The 17,085-nt window shown below is 67.2% G+C and carries 14 protein-coding genes; 11 read left to right on the plus strand and 3 right to left on the minus strand.

Going from position 1 to position 17,085, the window contains the following annotated elements:
- The first annotated feature begins 10 nt into the window (after window positions 1-10).
- The 4 genes from IM784_RS10720 to IM784_RS10735 all read left to right on the plus strand — a co-directional run bounded on the left by IM784_RS10720 (window position 11) and on the right by IM784_RS10735 (window position 3,446).
- Complete coding sequence (locus IM784_RS10720; protein WP_199555315.1) at window positions 11-367, plus strand: MmcQ/YjbR family DNA-binding protein; 357 nt, start codon at window positions 11-13, stop codon at window positions 365-367.
- Between the two features lie 126 nt (window positions 368-493).
- Window positions 494-1,222: a transporter gene (locus tag IM784_RS10725; RefSeq protein ID WP_199555316.1), complete on the plus strand. Its 729-nt coding sequence runs from the start codon at window positions 494-496 to the stop codon at window positions 1,220-1,222.
- A gap of 103 nt (window positions 1,223-1,325) precedes the next feature.
- Window positions 1,326-2,426, plus strand: coding sequence for a DUF47 family protein (locus tag IM784_RS10730; protein WP_207791743.1), 1,101 nt, complete (start codon window positions 1,326-1,328; stop codon window positions 2,424-2,426).
- Window positions 2,427-2,432: 6 nt separating this feature from the next.
- Complete coding sequence (locus IM784_RS10735) at window positions 2,433-3,446, plus strand: inorganic phosphate transporter (RefSeq protein ID WP_199555317.1); 1,014 nt, start codon at window positions 2,433-2,435, stop codon at window positions 3,444-3,446.
- Window positions 3,447-3,491: 45 nt separating this feature from the next.
- Here IM784_RS10735 and IM784_RS10740 read toward each other — a convergent pair whose 3' ends face one another.
- Window positions 3,492-4,433: a ribose-phosphate pyrophosphokinase gene (locus IM784_RS10740; RefSeq protein WP_199555318.1), complete on the minus strand. Its 942-nt coding sequence runs from the start codon at window positions 4,431-4,433 to the stop codon at window positions 3,492-3,494.
- Window positions 4,434-4,546: 113 nt separating this feature from the next.
- Here IM784_RS10740 and IM784_RS10745 point away from each other — a divergent pair, with 113 nt between their 5' ends.
- The 5 genes from IM784_RS10745 (at window position 4,547) to IM784_RS10765 (ending at window position 11,068) form a co-directional block, all read left to right on the plus strand.
- Complete coding sequence (locus tag IM784_RS10745; protein WP_199555319.1) at window positions 4,547-5,503, plus strand: glycosyltransferase; 957 nt, start codon at window positions 4,547-4,549, stop codon at window positions 5,501-5,503.
- 68 nt (window positions 5,504-5,571) lie between these two features.
- A complete protein-coding gene (locus IM784_RS10750; protein WP_199555320.1) occupies window positions 5,572-6,744 on the plus strand; it encodes a glycosyltransferase family 4 protein in 1,173 nt (390 codons plus the stop codon).
- Window positions 6,745-6,850: 106 nt separating this feature from the next.
- On the plus strand, window positions 6,851-8,311 hold the full coding sequence (locus tag IM784_RS10755) for a lipopolysaccharide biosynthesis protein (RefSeq protein WP_199555321.1): 1,461 nt from the start codon (window positions 6,851-6,853) through the stop codon (window positions 8,309-8,311).
- Window positions 8,312-8,407: 96 nt separating this feature from the next.
- A complete protein-coding gene (locus tag IM784_RS10760) occupies window positions 8,408-9,658 on the plus strand; it encodes a polysaccharide pyruvyl transferase family protein (RefSeq protein ID WP_199555322.1) in 1,251 nt (416 codons plus the stop codon).
- 9 nt (window positions 9,659-9,667) lie between these two features.
- A complete protein-coding gene (locus IM784_RS10765; protein ID WP_199555323.1) occupies window positions 9,668-11,068 on the plus strand; it encodes a Coenzyme F420 hydrogenase/dehydrogenase, beta subunit C-terminal domain in 1,401 nt (466 codons plus the stop codon).
- Window positions 11,069-11,074: 6 nt separating this feature from the next.
- On the opposite strand, the gene IM784_RS10770 is transcribed toward IM784_RS10765, so the two are convergent.
- Together IM784_RS10770 and IM784_RS10775 are read right to left on the minus strand one after the other, a co-directional pair.
- Window positions 11,075-12,511, minus strand: coding sequence for an SLC13 family permease (locus IM784_RS10770; RefSeq protein WP_199555324.1), 1,437 nt, complete (start codon window positions 12,509-12,511; stop codon window positions 11,075-11,077).
- Window positions 12,512-12,541: 30 nt separating this feature from the next.
- Window positions 12,542-15,127, minus strand: coding sequence for an AMP-binding protein (locus tag IM784_RS10775; protein WP_199555325.1), 2,586 nt, complete (start codon window positions 15,125-15,127; stop codon window positions 12,542-12,544).
- A 63-nt stretch (window positions 15,128-15,190) separates the two neighbouring features.
- Here IM784_RS10775 and IM784_RS10780 point away from each other — a divergent pair, with 63 nt between their 5' ends.
- On the plus strand, window positions 15,191-16,177 hold the full coding sequence (locus tag IM784_RS10780; RefSeq protein WP_199555326.1) for an NAD-dependent epimerase/dehydratase family protein: 987 nt from the start codon (window positions 15,191-15,193) through the stop codon (window positions 16,175-16,177).
- Window positions 16,177-17,085, plus strand: coding sequence for a glycosyltransferase family 2 protein (locus IM784_RS10785; protein ID WP_199555327.1), 909 nt, complete (start codon window positions 16,177-16,179; stop codon window positions 17,083-17,085). Before IM784_RS10780 ends, IM784_RS10785 begins: the two co-directional genes overlap by 1 nt.

Below are 17,085 nucleotides of genomic sequence, written 5' to 3' on the forward strand. Positions count from 1 at the left end.
GCGTCGGCCCATGCCCAACGATCTCGCCGCCCTCGAATCCCGCCTCCGCGCCAGAGCCCTCGCCTACCCGGAGGCCTGGGAAGACTTCCCCTGGGGCGAACGCGTCGTGAAAGTCCGCAAGAAGATCTTCCTCTTCCTCTACCGCACCGACGAAGCCCTCACCGCCGGCACGAAGCTCCCCGTCTCGCACGAATTCGCAAGGATGTTCGACGCCTGCACCCCCACCGGCTACGGTCTCGGCAAATCCGGCTGGATCACCACCCGCCTCACCCCCGCAACAGACTTCGACCCCGGCCTTCTCGAAGACTGGCTCGATGAATCCTATCGCACTATAGCCCCAAGGACGCTGGTCAAATCCCTCCCCTGATGCGGCCGGCGCCAAGTGTCGTGCCGGGGGATCGGCGTGTCGTGCCGGGGGATCGGATAGCCAAAAGCCATTGAGCCGCCCTGCATTCAGGCCTATCCCGGCCCGGCAAGTGCAGGAGAGCGCACGATGGCAAAAGGTGCAGTCCGGACAGCAATCGCCCTCACGCTCGCCATGCCCGCCGCCGCGCAGGACTTCACCCCCGGCCGCCCCGGCGCCACCGACAGCCCCGTCGCCGTCGCCCCCGGCCGCTTCCAGCTCGAAACCGAGCTCGCCGGCTTCGGCTCCGAACAGGGCGAGCGCAGCTTCTCCGTCCTCAGCACCGTCTTCCGCTACGGCCTCGGCGGCGGCTTCGATGCCGAAGTCGGCGTCTCCCCCTTCCTCTTCGAAGGCCGCGTGCAGGGCTTCGGCGACACCATGATCCGCGTCCGCAAGCAATTCACCGGCTTCGACGACGGCCCCGCCTTTGCCCTCATCGGCTATCTCACCATCCCAACCAGCAGCAACGGCCTCGGCGCAGACAAGGTGGATGGCGGCCTCACCGCCACCGGCAGCACCAAATTCTCCGAAGGCTTCGGCCTCACCGCCACCGGCACCATCGGCACGCTCCACAGCGACAGCGGCACCCAGGCCCAGTTTGCCGGCGCCCTCTCGCTCGACCATGAACTCTCCGAAAGCAGCGCCGCGTTCCTGGAGGTCTTCGCCGAACATGCAGAAGGCGAAACCCCCACCAGCTTCAGCTTCGGCCTCACCCACCTCGTCAACAGCGAAACCCAGATCGATATCAGCAGCGACATCGGCCTGAACGGCCCCGCCGAGGATTTCCGCATCGCCATAGGCTTTGCCCACCGCTTCTGATGTCCGGGCTTGCGAACAGCTTCTGCTTGCGGGTGGCTGTCATAAAATTGTAACGCCGCTTCTTGCGAAGCGAGGAGCCGCCACAATTCGTCAGATTGCCGCACTGCCCTACCGTGCTGAAGGGCTCAGCATCGGCGCGCCGGTCCGCATTCTCCTCGTCACCTCGCGGGAGAGCGGGCGCTGGGTGATCCCGAAGGGAAACCAGGATCCGAACCTGTCGCCGCACGCCGCCGCCGCGCTGGAGGCGCGGGAAGAGGCCGGCGTGGTCGGCCTCGTCTGCCCGACGGCGCTCGGCTCCTACCGCTATCGAAAGCGGCGGCGCAACGGTTCCTCGCTGATGTTCGACGTCGACGTCTTCCCGCTGGCGGTGAACACCGAACTGCCTGCCTGGAAGGAACAGGCCGAACGCGAGCGCCGCTGGTTCAGCCTGGTCGAGGCGGCAGAAGCGGTCGAGGAAGAGGATCTGAGAGACCTCATCCGCTCCTTTGGCCAATCCGAGTTCCTGGCAGCAACCCAGCGCACCGGCCTGCTGACGGCCGTGGCACAGAAATCGAGAGTGATGCCCATGTTTGCCTGGTTCCAGCGTCTGCTGCCCAAGACCGGAAACTTCTTCGAGATGTTCGAGGCGCATTCGATGACCGTGGTCGCAGCAGCCGATGCGCTTGCGCGGCTGATGCAGGATGGCAACCACGACCATATCCGCGAAGTGATCGAGCGCGAGCATGACGCCGACGAGATCATCCGCGACGTGCTGCGCACCGTGCGTGAAACCTTCCTGACGCCCTTCGACCGCGGCGCGATCACCTCGCTGATCGGTTCGCTCGACGATGCGATCGACGAAATGCAGGCCGCCGTGCAGGCAATCGCCCTCTATGACGTGCGGCAATTCGAGCAGGAAATGAAGGACATGACGGCGATCATCGTGGACGCCGCGCGGCTCTGTGCCGAAGCCATGCCGCTGCTGCGCGACATCGGGCGCAATGGCGGTCGCCTGCACGAGCTCACCGGCCGGCTGGTGCGGATGGAAAGCCATGCCGACGAAATCCACCAGGCCGGGCTGAAGCGATCCTTCATCGAGCTGGGGCCGAAGGACCCGCTGACCTTCTCGGTACAGCGCGAGGTGTACAAGCATCTGGAGCGGATCGTCGACGCCTTCGAGGATGTCGCGAACGAGATTGACGGTCTCGTCATCGATCACGCCTGATCCGCCGTGCACGAACTCGCCTTCCCCCTGCTCGTCGGCCTCATCCTCGTCGCCCTTGCGTTCGATTTCCTGAACGGCCTGCACGACGCCGCAAATTCCATCGCCACCGTGGTCGCGACCCGGCTGCTGAAGCCGGTGCATGCCGTGGTCTTCGCCGCCGCGTTCAACTTCGCCGCCTATTTCCTGACCCTCGCCTTCCCCCAGCTGCACAAGGTGGCGGAAACCATAGGGCAGGGGCTGATTGCCAAGGAACTGGTGACACCGGCCGTCGTCTTCGGGGCGCTGATCGGCGCCATGTTCTGGAATGTCGTGACCTGGCTGAAGGGCATCCCGTCGTCGTCCAGCCATGCGCTGGTGGGCGGGCTGGTGGGGGCGGGCGTCGCGCACGCAGGCCTCACCGGCGTGCAATGGTCGGGCCTCAACAAGACGCTGATCGCCATCATCCTGTCGCCGACCATCGGCATGATCCTCGCCATGACGGTGATGCTGGTGACGAGCTGGATGTTCGCCCGCACCGGCTCGCGCAAGGCCGAGAAGCGCTTCCGCGCGCTCCACCTCGTCTCCTCGGCCGCCTATTCCCTCAGCCACGGCCTGAACGACGCGCAAAAGACGATGGGGATCATCACCGTGCTGCTCTTCTCGACAGGCCATCTCACCGGCGAGTTCCACGTGCCGCACTGGGTGGCGATCTCCTGCTACATCGCCATCGCACTGGGAACGCTGACCGGCGGCTGGAAGATCATCGAGACGATGGGCTCGCGCATCACCAAGCTGTCGCAGCACCAGGGCTTCAGTGCCTCGGCGGCCGGCTCGATCGTCATCTTCACCGCCTCGTGGCTGGGCATCCCCGTCTCCACCACGCACACCATCACCGGCGCCATCATCGGCGCCGGCACGGCCCGGCGGGCATCGGCCGTGCGCTGGGGCGTCGCCCGCAACGTCATGGTGGCGTGGGTCATCACGATTCCGGCCTCGGCAACCGTGGGCGCAATCTTCTACTGGCTCACAACTCTTTTCTAGGGCGAGAACCGAGGCCGACGGCAAAGCCGCCCGCCGCCTCCGGGCTCAGTCGAACAGGCTGGAGACCGAGCTCTCGTCCGAAATCCGCCGGATCGCCTCGCCCAGCAGCGGCGCGATCGACAGCACGCGGATCTTCTTCGCCGCCGTCACTGCCGGCGTCGCGCCGATCGAATCGGTGATCACCAGCTCGGTCAGCGCCGAGCCTTCCACCCGCGCCACCGCGCCGCCGGAAAGCACCCCATGCGTCACATAGGCAATCACGCCCGAGGCGCCGGCGTCCATCAGCGCCTGCGCCGCGTTGCACAACGTGCCCGCCGAATCGACGATATCGTCGACCAGCACGCAAAAGCGCCCCTTCACGTCGCCGATGATGTTCATCACTTCGGATTCGCCGGGCCGCTCGCGCCGCTTGTCGACGATGGCCAGCGGCGCATTGTCCAGCCGCCGCGCCAGCGCGCGGGCCCTGACCACGCCGCCGACGTCCGGCGACACCACCATCATCTTCCCCGCATAGCTCGGATAGCGCGCCTGGATATCGGCCGACATCACCGGCGCGCCATAAAGATTGTCGGTCGGGATATCGAAGAAGCCCTGAATCTGCCCGGCGTGCAAATCCACCGAAAGCACCCGCGAAGCCCCGGCCACGGTAATCAGGTTCGCCACCAGCTTCGCCGAAATCGGCGTCCGCGGTCCCGGCTTCCGGTCCTGTCGGGCATAGCCGAAATAGGGCACCACAGCGGTGATCCGCTTTGCACTCGCCCGCCGCAGCGCGTCGATGCAGATCAGCAGCTCCATCAGATTGTCGTTCGCCGGGCCGCTGGTCGATTGCAGCACGAACACATCCTGCCCGCGCACATTCTCGTGGATCTCGACGAAAATCTCCTCGTCGGCAAAACGCCGCACAGAGGCAGCCGTCAGCGGCAGCTCCAGATAGCGCGCAACTTCCTCTGCAAGCGTCGGGTTGCTGTTGCCGGCCATCAATTTCATGCGCGCATTCCTTTTCCGTGGGCGCCGACTAGCCCAACAGCCCTCTTGTCGCAACGGCTGCCGCAAGCCCCGCTCCGCTTGCACCTGCAACAGCCCTCTCCTACCAAGTTGCGATGCCCGCGCGCCCCGCCTTTTCCGTCGTTGTACCCTGCTACAACGCCGGCCCCTATCTCGCCCGCGCCGTCCGCTCCACCCTGTCGCAGCCGGGCGCCGGAGAGCTGGAGGTCATCATCGCCGATGACGTCTCGACCGACGGCAGCCTGGCCGAAGCAAAGGCGCTGGCCGCCGCCGATCCGCGCATCCGCGTCGTCCGCAACGCCGTCAACATGGGCCCGGGCGGCACCCGCAACGCCGCCATCGCCGCCGCCACCGGCGAATGGATCGCCCTTCTGGACGCAGACGACGCCTTCGCCGAAGGCCGCCTCGCCCGCCTCGCAAAAATCGCCCGTGAAAGCGGCGCGCAGATCGTCGCCGACCTTCCCATCCTCTACGATCTCGGCGCCAATGTCACTGCCCCCACCCAGCTCCCCACCAGCGGCGGCTGGCGCCTGCTCGCCCCCACAGATCTCCTCAACCCCGATCCGGTATCCGGCCTCGATCTCGGCCTGCTGAAGCCCATCTTCCACCACAGCCTCGCCGACTCCGGCCTCTGGAAGTATGCCGATATCCGCCACGGCGAGGATTTCACCCTCTATCTGGATCTGCTTGTCGCCGGGCAGCGCTTCGCCCTGCTGCACGAGGCGCACTACATCTTCTCCGCCCGCGTCGGCGAAGTCAGCGGCCGCTTCTCCCCCGGCAGCGTCACCGACGTCGACTACCGCGCCATCGCCGGCAGCAGCCGCGCGCTCGCCGCCCGCTATGCCGGCACGGCGGCCGGCGCAGAAATTGCCACACTGCTGGGCGAACGCGCCGACCGTGCGCTGGCCGCCAACCGCGCCTACGGCTGGACGGTCCTGCGCAAGCGCGAATGGAAGCGCCTGCGCCGCTGGCTCGCCGCCGACCCCGCCAACGGCCCCGAACTCGCCCGCATCGCGCTTGCCAAGCTCGGCGGCCACCGCGGCAGAGTTTGAAAGCCGCCGCCGCGGCCCGTCTGATCCGCCGCATTGACCATCCCGTCCTGCCAAGCCAGATAACCCCCGTGCCGACACCACAGAGCCTTCCGCGCGTCGCGGTCATCACCACCGAGCTCGGCGTCCGCTCCGAAGTCTGGATTCTCCGCCAGCTCGCGGCCTTCACCCGCGTCCAGCCGGTGCTGTTCGGCTGGGCCGACGCGGAAAACCCCCTGCCGATGCCCTCCGGCCTCGAGGTGCGCCGCTTCTCCCAGGGCAACACCCGCAAGCCTGGCCGCCTGCAGCGCCTCTGCCGCCGCCTCGGCCTCGCTGCCGGCTATCTGCCCGATGCCGCCACCCGCCGGGCGATCCCCGGCGAGCTTGCAGAGGCCCGGATCGACGCTGTCCTCTGCCATTTCGCCTGGAACGCAATTCCGGTGGCCGGCGCCCTCGATGGCGCGCTGCCGATTGTGGCACAGGTGCATGGCCGCGATGTCTCCGCCCTGCTCGAACAACCCGCCTACCGCGCCGCGCTCCGGCGCACGCTGCCGCGAATCGACCACCTCGTCGCCGTCGGCAGCTTCCAGCTCCGTCGCCTGCAGTCGCTCGGCCTGCGCCCGGAACACAGCCTGATACCCTGCGGAGCGCCCACTGCGCTCTTCGGCCGCAACCCCCTGCCGCAGCGTCTCCCCGGCCAGCCGATCCGCTTCATTTCGGTCGGCCGCGTCAGCCACGAAAAGGGTGTACTGGAATCGCTGCGCGCCTTCGAGCTGCTGCACGCGCAGCACCCCGCCTCCGAGCTGGTCTTCGTCGGCCACGGCCCTGCCGAAGCCGAACTCGCTGCCGCCATTGCCGCCAGCCCCGCCGCCGGCGCTGTCCGCCGCACCGGCTACATGTCTCCCGAGCAACTGGCCGCCCTCCTTGCAAGCTGCCACGTCCTGCTCCAGCACAGCCGCGAAATCGGCGGCTGGATCGAAGGCTTCGGCGTCACCCTTACCGAGGGCGGCGCTGCCGGACTGCCGCTCGTCGCTTCCAGCAGCGGCGGCATCCCCGATCAGGTGCACGACGGCGTCAACGGCTTCCTCTTCCAGCCGGGCGACATCGAATCGCAGGCCGGGGCCATGGCAAGGCTCGCAACCGACGAGCCGCTGCGTCTTCGCATGGGCGCCGCCGCGCGCGAGGTCGCACAAGGCTATGATGCCGATCTGATGGCGATCCGGATCGAGGATATCCTGCTCGCCCAGCTCGCCCGCAGCGGCTGAGCGCCGATCCAAGGTGGACAGGCCGGCAAGCGGCCGTTAGCAACTTTTTCCAGCGACCGCAGCGCGGCGCAGCCGTAACTCCATTGCAGGGTGCAAGCAGGACCGGATGGACAAACCCGCCCAAGGCAAGAGCCTCTCCCGCTCGGCCATGATTGGCTACGGCGCCACCATCTTCAGCCGGCTGATGCGCTCGCTGGTCGGCATCGTCACCATCAGCGTGCTGTCGCGCTACATCTCGCCGGCAGAGTTCGGCCTCTTCTCGCTCATCTTCTTCGTCATGGTGTTCTCGCAGGTCTTCGCCGATTTCGGCCTGCGCGTCTCGCTCGTTCAGCGCAAGAATGTCACCGATCTCGAAATGAACAGCGTCTTCTGGGCCTCGTTCAGCCTCGGCGTGGTGATGATGCTGGTGGTCTTGCTTGGCGCCGACATCATTGCCGGGCTGTTCAAGGAGCCCGGCCTGGCGATCTACCTGCGGATGATCAGCCCGCTGTTCCTGCTGATCAGCGCGCAGGGCGTCTCGATGTCGATCCTCGAGCGCGGCTTCAAGTTCCCGCAGATGGCCTCGTGCGAGCTGACGGCCTCGATCCTCGGGGCGCTGACCGCCGTCGGGCTGGCGCTGGCGGGCCATTCGGTGCTGGCGCTGGTCATGCAGCAGATCGTCATCACCACCGTCGTTGCAGCGATGACCTTCTTCTACGCCCGCTGGATCCCCCGCTTCACCTTCAGCATGGAGGCATTGAAGCCCCTGATCAGCTACGGCGTCTATGTCACCGCCGCCGGCGCCGTGCAGACGATCGGCTCCAGCGCCGACAGGCCCATCGTCGGCACCCGCATCTCCCCAACCGATCTCGGCTTTCTCACCATCAGCCAGCAGATCGTCATGGCGCCCATCCGCACGATCGCGGCGAACATCCGCCGCGTCTCCTTTCCGATCATGTCCACCATCCAGGACGACAAGGAGCGGCTGTGGCGCGCCTATCTCACCACGGTCAGGGGGCTGGTGCTGGTGATGGCGCCGATCTGCCTCGGCATCTGGGCGCTTGCCCTGCCGATCACCGAACTGCTGCTGGGCAAGGCCTGGCTGCCGGTATCCGAATTGCTCGGCTATCTCACCATCGCCGCCCTCCTCACCACCGTGGCAGAGGTGAACTCGGCGATTTTCGCCTCAAAGGGCCGCGCGCGATTCCTGTTTCGCTGGAACATCTTATCCGCCGTGATGAACATCGCCGTGCTGCTGCTGGCAGTGCCGTTCGGCGTGGTCGCGGTGGTCATCGGCAAGATGGCCGTGAACTTCGTGCTCGTGCCACTGCACACCTATTTCCTCGTCCGCCTGCTCGAACAAAAGCCCTGGCCGGTCCTCGGCGCCGTGTGGAAACAGTCGCTTGCGGCCGCGATAATGGCCCTGCTCGTCTACCTCCTCGATGGCCGGCTCGCCACGGAAGGGCTGCCGCCGATCCCGCGTCTTGCAATCGGCGCCGCGACCGGGGTCTTCCTTTACGTCGGGCTGATGTTCGCCATCGATCGCAAGCGCAGCCTGGAGATGGTGGGAAAGCTTCGCCGCCGCTGACCGGTCGCCGACGAGCCGCGATCCGTCATTGTGCGTTGCAGCATAATCTCGCGCGCGCTAGAGCCTGATCGCAGCCGGAACCCGAAAGAGCAGAAATTGATCAACATCCTGATCCGCGGATTTCCCAGCCTCGACAATTACGGCACCGGGATGATGGGCCTGATCGCCATCGATCGCCTCACGCGCCTGATCGACGGCCCGGTCCGCTTCCTGTGCGACTTCAAGCCGACCACCGATATCGCACAGATCATGTCCGAGCTGGGCGAATCCGGAACCCGCGCAGAGGTCGTCCGCCATGTTCCCCGGCCGCTGGGCGAAATGGGCCAGATCGGCCGCCGCGTCGAACGGCTGCGCCGCCACTTCCTCGGAACCGAGGCGGCGGGCGCCGATCTCGTCGTCGTCCTCGGCGGCGACGATCTCTCCGAATATTATGTCCCGGATATCTGGCGCCGAATCGGCCTCATGCGCCGCTGGTCGGAAAAGCGCCCCGTGGTGCTGCTGGGGCAGACGATCGGGCCGTTCAATACCCCGCGCAACCGCCAGAGCGCGAAGGAGGATTTCCCCCATCTCCACATCTTCGCCCGCGACAAGTGGACGATGAACTATCTCACCACGCAGTTCGGCCTGAAGGATCGGCTCTACCAGGGCTCGGACCTCGCCTATATGGACCTGCCCCTGCAGGGTCGCACCGACATCGAGCAGGACATCCTCGCCCGCTACGGCCTCGCGCCGGATACCTATGCCACCCTCGTCATCTCCGGGCTGCAGCAGAACGGCTACTACACCGACAATCCCGAGGATTATCGCAGCAGCTGGATCGAGATCATCCGCCGGTTGCTCGCCCATCCCGGCATGGCCGGCCGCAAGCTTTGCCTGCTCGCCCACACCTTCAGCTCGGTCTATGGCAACGAGCCGGATTTCATCAACGACCTGATGGCCCGCCTGCCCGAAGACCTGAAGGACCGCATCACGCCGGTCACCGAAAAGGTGCTGCAGGCGCGCGCGCGCTTCATTCTGGGCAACGGCCTTTTCACCATCACCGGCCGCATGCACCCGGCGGTTTCCACCTTCCAGATGGGCAAGCCCGCCATTTCGCTTGCCTATGGCTCCAAATATGAGGGCGTGATCGGCACCATGCTCGGCCGCAGCGACCTCATTGTCGATGCCGATCACGCCGAACTCTGGGCCAGCCGCCGCATCGCCGACCTGACGATGGAGCGGGTGGATCTCGTGCTCGCAAACCACAGCGCACTGTGCACCGACATCCGGGAGCGCATCGCGGAACAGAAACAGGTGATCGAGGCCTGTTTCCGCCGCGTCTATCAACTCCTGCCCGCCCGGAGTTAATGTCCGCCCATGTCCAGCGTACCCATTGAAGGAACCGTCGGAGCCGTCATCCAGGGTGGCTATTGTGTCGGCTGCGGCGCCTGCGCCTTCGCGACGCCCGACAGCTACAGGCAGGAATTTCGCCCGGAAGGCTGGTATCTGCCGCGGCAGCAGGGGCCTGTCGCTGCCGATGCCGCCGCGCGGGCAGCCAGTGTCTGCCCCTTCACCAGCGCCAGCGAGGACAGCATCGCCGAGCGGCTCTATCCGCAGCTCTCGGCCCATCCGGCAATCGGCCGGCACGCAGCCACCTTCGCCGGCCATGTAACCGACGACCGCAGCCGAGAGGAAAGAAGCTCCGGCGGCCTCGGTACATGGCTTGCCACCCGCCTCCTCGACTCCGGCGAAGTGGACGGCGTCGTCCACGTCCTCCCCGTCGAAGCGAATCCCGTCGAAGCGAATCCCGGCGAGCCGATCTTCCGCTACGCGATCTCGCGCACCGGCGAGGAGCTGCGCCGCGGGCGGAAATCCCGCTATTACCCGGTGGAAATCTCGGAAGTCCTGCAAGAGGTCGCCCACGCCCCGCCACAGCGCCTCGCCTATGTCGGCGTACCCTGCATGATCAAGGCGCTGCACCTCGTCGCCGCACAGGATCCGGTCATTGCACAATCCATCCGGGCCACCATCAGCATCGTCTGCGGCCACATGAAGTCGGCCGGCTTCGCGCAGTATCTCGGCTGGCAGGGTGGTATCCGGCCCGAAGAACTCTCCACCATCGACTTCCGGCACAAGCTGCCCGACCGCAAGGCCTCGGCCTACGCCTTCCGGGCAGAGGCGCGCGACGGCACCGAAGTCGTCCGCCCGATGTCGGAAACCGATGGCGGCAACTGGGGACTCGGCTATTTCAAGCTGAAGGCCTGCGACTATTGCGACGATGTCGTCGGCGAAACAGCCGACATCTCCATAGGCGACGCCTGGCTGCCGCAATATATCGACGATTGGCGCGGCACCAACGTCATCGTCGCCCGCTCGCCCCAGATGCAGCGCCTGTTGCAGTCCGGCATCGACGACGGCAGTCTCCAGCTGAACAGGATCAGCCCCGATGAGGTCGCCCAATCGCAGGATGCCGGCCTGCGCCATCGCCGCGAAGGCCTGGCCTGGCGCCTTCGCAAGGCCACCCGAGCGGGCATATGGGCTCCGCCCCGGCGCGTGCAGCCGGCTGTCCTCGTGAATCCGAAACGCCGTCAGCAGCTCGACTTGCGGGTGGAGCTTGCAGCCGAAAGCCATGCGGCCTTCGCCGACGCCCGCCGCACCGGCGAAATCGCCCTCTTCCGCCGCCGCATGCAGCCACTCGTTCACCGCTACAACCGATCGATGCACTACAGCTTCGCCGATCGCATCCGCGAGAAACTGTGGAAGTGGTTCAGGCTCTAGGCTCGCCTAGAGCAGCCCCCCCACCACAAAGCTCACCCCCACCATCAGCACGATGCCGATCAGGTTCACCCACACCCCTGATCGCACCATCTGCCCGATCGTCACCCGCCCGGTCGCATAGGCAATCGCGTTCGGCGGAGTCCCCGCCGGCATCATATAGCCCCAGCTCGCGGCAAAGGCGGCCCCCATCACCAGCGGCAGCGGAGCCACCCCGGTCTGCAGCGCCACCGCCGCCACCACCGGCATGAAGGCGGATGCCGCCGCCACGTTGCTGGCAAATTCCGTCACCAGCACCACCACCGCGACAACGATCAGGGCCAGCAGCACCGCATGCAGCCCGCCCAGCGCCGCCATCTGTCCGCCGATCCAGCCGGCCAGCCCCGATTGGGTGATGGCACCCGCCAGCGCCAGCCCGCCGCCAAACAGCAGCAGGATATCCCATGGCACCCGCTCGCGCGCGTCCTTCCAGTGCAGCAGCGTCCCGCCGCCGGCCGCAGGCACCAGGAACAGCAGCAGCGAAACCATGATCGCCACCACCCCGTCGTCCGGCGCCGGCAGCCCCAGCGCCGCCGCCGCCAGCGGCCACAGCACCCACCCCAGCAGCAGCAGCGCCAGGATCGGCAGCAACCGCTTCTGGTCAGCTGTCAGCGGCCCGGCATCGCCCAGCACGCCCAGCACCTGCGCCCGATCCAGCCGCTCGCCCGGCACCCGGAACATCACCACCAGCACCAGCCCGGCCAGCGGAATCGCCAGCACCACCAGCGGAATGCCGAACGCCATCCAGGTCAGGAAATCGATCTTCAGCCCCAGCGACCGCTCGACGATACCGGCCGAAATCGCGTTGGTCGGCGTTCCCACCAGCGTCCCGGCACCGCCGATGTTCGCAGCCCAGGCCACCCCCAGCACCATCGCCGTGCCCAGCCGCTCCTCCGCAGGGCCGCTTCCGTCCAATGCTTGGGGCTCACCCAGCGCCATCACGATCGCCAGCGCCACCGGCATCATGATCAGCGCCGTCGCGGTATTGGAAACCAGCATCGAAATCAGCGCCGTCGCCGCCATGAACGCCAGCAGCAGCCCCCGCGCAGACCCCGGCGCCCGCCTGACGATCGCCAGCGCCAGCCGCCGGTGCAGCCCGTGAGTTTCCACCGCAACGGCAAGTATGGCGCCCCCCAGCACCAGGAATATCACCGGCGACCAGTAAAGCCCGGCCACCTCGCCCGCCTTCATCGTCCCCATCAACGGCAGCGCCACGAACGGCAGCATCGCCGTCACCGGCAATGGCAACGCCTCGGTCAGCCACAACAGCGCCATGGTCGCGGCAACGGCGGCCACCGCCCAGCCCTCCGCATCCAGCCCCTCGGGCGGCGGCAGCAGCCGCATCGCCAGGAACAGCAGCGCCGCAATCGGCACCAGCAGCATCCGCCGCCTGTCAATCTCGCCCAAGTCCCCCCCGTTCCTCCGAATGAACGCCGTTCAGGCGAACCGTTCCTTCACCCAGCTCATCCCGCGCGACCAGGCCGCATCGAAGGCAAGCCCCGCCACCGCACTCGAAACCAGCAGCACCGGCACGCTCACCCAAGGCTCCGGCAGCTTCAGCACAAAGTGGACGACATGGTGCAGCGGCACATGGATCACATAGATGAAATAGCTCGCCGCCGCGATCCGCAACAGCGGCCCCGCCAGTCGCGCCGGCACCGGCGCGGCTGCCACGAACAGCAATGCCGCCGCCCCCAGCGCCAGCCAGTATTCGCGCGAAGCCTGCAGCCCGAAATCCCACGCGCCCAGCCCGATCGCCAGCGCCAGCACGATCAGCCGCTGCCGCGTGCCCCGCGAAACCGCCACCAGGAATCCCAGCACATACAGATAGAAATGCAGATTCACCCGATGCCCGAACGTATCGGGCACGCCAAACAACGTATGCGGCACGAACATCTTCAGCAGCACCGCAAACAGCAGGAACAGCAGCCCCGTCTCGAATGGCCGCACCTTTGAAAGCCGCCGCACCGGCGGCAGCAGATACAGCAGCGCCATCAGCAGCAACGCATGAAACACCGTCTCCAGGAACCAGAAGGCAAACAGCGGCCCGCGCACTTCCACGGTCCAGGTGCTCAGCATCAGGAACCAGCCCCAGCTCCACTGCGCGTTGGAAAACAGCAGCATCGGGATCATGAACAGGAAATAGGGCAGGATCATCCGCTCCACGCTACCCTTCAGCACCGGCCCGGGATGCCCCCGCTCGAACGCCGTCCGCTGGAACCGCGCGAAGCTGTATCCAGCCAGCAGCATCAGCACGGTCGCCCCGCCGCGCAGCCAGCCTGTCGAATCCGGCGCGCCATGGCCCAGTATCACCAGCACCAGCGCCCACACGCGCACCAGCGTATCGGTGCCCACCTCGGTCCAGCCCCGCCGCTTCGGCGCCGCTTCGGCGCCGCCCGCATCCAGCGCCACCAGCGCCGAGATCGGCATTTCCTCCCAGCCGGCCGGCAGGCTCCCCAGGGATTTCTCAACCGCAATCGCCGCGTTCACATAGGCAAGGCTGTCGCCGCCAAGGCTCTGAAAACTCGCCTCCATTCCCAGCTTCGGCGAATTGAATGCCCGCCGGAACCCGGCCAGGATCGGGTGAATGCCCACCGCCAGCGCCGCCTCGCGCGTCGCCGCCTCGGCCTCCGCCGCCCGGCGGATCGCGCCATAGTCCACCTTGCCCGTGGGCAGGCGCGGCACCTCGCCCGAAACCGCCGCCACCACCGCCTCGGGCACATGTGCGCGGGCAGCGACCAGCGCCACCGCTGCCTCCCGCTGCGCCGCGCCGGCGTCGCCTGGCAGGTGCAGCGCCAGCAGCGCGTCGGAACCGGTCACCACCGCCTCCACGCCCTCGGCCCGCAGCATCGCCTCCACATCGTCGAACCCGATGCGCAGGCCCGCGATCTTGGCGAAGCGGCTCGCCCGCCCGACAATCCGGAACAATGCCTCGCCAGACCCCTGCGCCGCCACCCGCTCGGCGATGTCGCCGGTGCGCAGCTCGTCCAGCTCGGCGCCGCCGGCCAGATCCGCCCGCTCCAGCGCATAGCCCATCATCACGTTCGGCCCGCGATAGACCAGCTCGCCCGCCACATGCGCCGCCTCGATCTCGGCGCCGTCCTCGTCCACCAGACGCAGCTCGCCGCCCGGAATCGCCCGGCCGATGCAGTCCGGATGCAGTTCCGCCAGCTCCGGCGGCAGATAGGCCATCCGCGCTGTCGCCTCGGTCTGCCCGTACATCGGCACAAAGCGGAAACCCCTGGCGCCGCCCAGCTGCGCCACCGCCCGCACCTTTTCCGGCGCCAGCCGCCCGCCCGCCTGCGTCAGCGTCCGCACGCTCGCCGGCAGCCGCGCCACCAGCCCGGTCTTCGCCAGCAGCTCATGCGTATAGGGGACGCCCGCCATCGAGGTCGGCTGCACCCGCTCCAGCAGCGCGGCAAAATCCGGATGCGCCACCGACAGCTCGGTCAAGGCGATCGAAGCCCCCGCCATCAGGTGCGAGTTCAGCACCGACAGCCCATAGGAATAGTGGAAGGGCAGGGTCGTCACCGCCCGCTCGCCCGGCCCGATATCCAGATACGCGCAGATGGAGGCCGCATTCGCCGCCACCGCCCCGCCCGACAGCCGCACCAGCTTCGGGCTTCCCGTCGACCCCGATGTCGACAGCAGCACTGCCAGCGCCGGGTGCAGCCCGCCGCCCGGTTCTGCCAGCTCCAGCACATCGCTTGCCGCGTCCCACACCGCATCCGGCCGGAACGCGTCCGAAATCCGCCGATGGTCCTCGCCCGCCGCCAGCAGCAGCACCGGATGCCCGCCGCGCAGACACCCCAGATAGGCAGCGACGCTCGCCACGTCGTTCCGAACGCCCAGCAGCACCAGCCGCCGCTCGCCACCCAGCCGCGCCGCGAAGCCATCGGCCAGCCGCATCAGCTCCGCATAGGAAACCTGGGGCCCATCTTCCGGCAGCAGCGCCACCGCCTCGCCGAAGCGGTCCAGCCCCGAAGCCCAGCCAGCCAGTTCCGCCACATTGCTCAGGCTCATAAGGCTCCACTACCGCGCATGCCGCCCTTGCTCCACCCAAAATTCCAGCGCATCACCAGCGCCATGGCAACTCTCGTCACCGGCGCCGCGGGCTTCATCGGCTACCACGTCGCCCGCTCCCTCCTCGATCGCGGCGAACAGGTGATCGGGATCGACAGCTTCGTCCCCTATTACCGGCTCGATCTGAAGGAATCGCGTCTGGCTGCCTTGCAGCATCCGGATTTCACTTTCCACCGCGTCGATTTCGCGCACATGGCCGATCTCGCATCGGCGCTGGCCCCGCACCCGATCAGCCGCATTGTCCACCTGGGTGCCCAGCCCGGCGTCCGCTGGTCGATCGACCACCCGCACGATTATGCCCATTCCAACCTCGCCGGGCAGCTGAACCTGCTGGAGCTCGCCCGCCGGCTGCAGGTGCCGATGGTCTATGCCTCCTCCTCTTCGGTCTATGGCGCCAACACCAAACTGCCGTTCGCCGTCGAGGACCGCGTCGATCACCCCATCTCGCTCTATGCCGCCACCAAGAAATCGGCCGAGCTGATGGCGGAAACCTATGCCCACCTCTACCGCATCCCGCTCACCGGCCTTCGCTTCTTCACCGTCTACGGCCCCTGGGGCCGCCCCGACATGGCAGTCTGGAAATTCACCGAGGCTTGTCTGAAGGGCGAAAAGGTGGCGCTCTTCAACGCCGGCAACATGCGCCGCGATTTCACCTATATCGGCGATATCGTCAGCGGCATCCTCGCCTGCGCCGACACCCCGCCGGCAGACGACGGCCGGGTAAAGCCCGGCGGCAGCGTCGCCCCGCACGCCCTCTTCAACATCGGCAACCACCGCTCCGAGCCGCTGATGCGCCTCGTGCAGGTCATCGAAAGCGCCTGCGGCAAACCGCTGCACCTCGACGATCAGCCGATGCAGCCGGGCGACGTGCCCGATACCTATGCCGATATCTCGGCCATCGCCGAAACCCACGGATTCGCCCCGACCACCCCCATCGACACCGGCGTCCCCCGCTTCGTCGACTGGTACAGGAAATGGACCGCCAACTGATGCCTGCAAGCTCCAGCGCAACGCCCGGCGTCTCCGTCGTCATCCCCGCCTACAACCGCGAGAAAACGGTCGAGACCGCCATCCGCAGCGTGCTCTGGCAAACCCTTCCCGCCGCCGAGATCCTGGTCGTCGACGATGGCTCCACCGACAATACCGCCGCCGTCGTGCAGGCGATGAACCACCCCCTCGTCAAGCTGATCCGCCAGCCCAACGGCGGCATTTCCGCCGCCCGCAACGCCGGCATCCGCGCCGCCGGCAGCGAATGGGTCGCCTTCCAGGACAGCGACGACGAATGGCTCCCGCGCAAGCTGGAGCTGCAGATGCCCCGCCTCACTGCAGGCGATTTCGTCGCCTCCTATTGCGGCCTCCTCATCACCGGCTCGCCCGCAGACCTCGACAGCTACGGCCCGGCAAGACGCCAGAGCTTCACCTACCACCCCGATCCCTCGCTCATGCCCGTAGCCGGCCACATCCTCGAAACCCTGCTGATGACCAATCCGATCAGCACGCAGACCCTCGTCGCCCGCCGCGAGACGCTGCTCGCTGTCGGCCTCTTCGACGAGCAGCTGAAATCGCTCGTCGACTGGGACATCGCCATCCGCCTCGCCACCGCCGGCAGCATCGATTTCGTCGACGAGCCGCTGGTGCTGCAACGCTTCACCCCCAACAGCATCACCCGCGACAGCGCCAAGCGCGTGCAGAGCTGGATACACATCCACGAAAAGCACCGCGCCCTGTTCGAAAGCAGCCCCGCCGCGCTCGCCAACCACGCCCTGCGCATAGCCGGAGCCAGCCGCCGCATGGGAGACAGGGAAACAGCCTCGCGCTACTTCCGGATAGCCCGCAACGCCGGCCCGCTGCCGCTGAAAGCCCGTCTCAGGGCCCTCGCCGCCTCAACCCGGTTATAG

Origin of the sequence: Sandaracinobacteroides hominis, from assembly GCF_016464365.1 — a bacterium.
GTDB classification, from domain to species: domain Bacteria; phylum Pseudomonadota; class Alphaproteobacteria; order Sphingomonadales; family Sphingomonadaceae; genus Sandaracinobacteroides; species Sandaracinobacteroides hominis.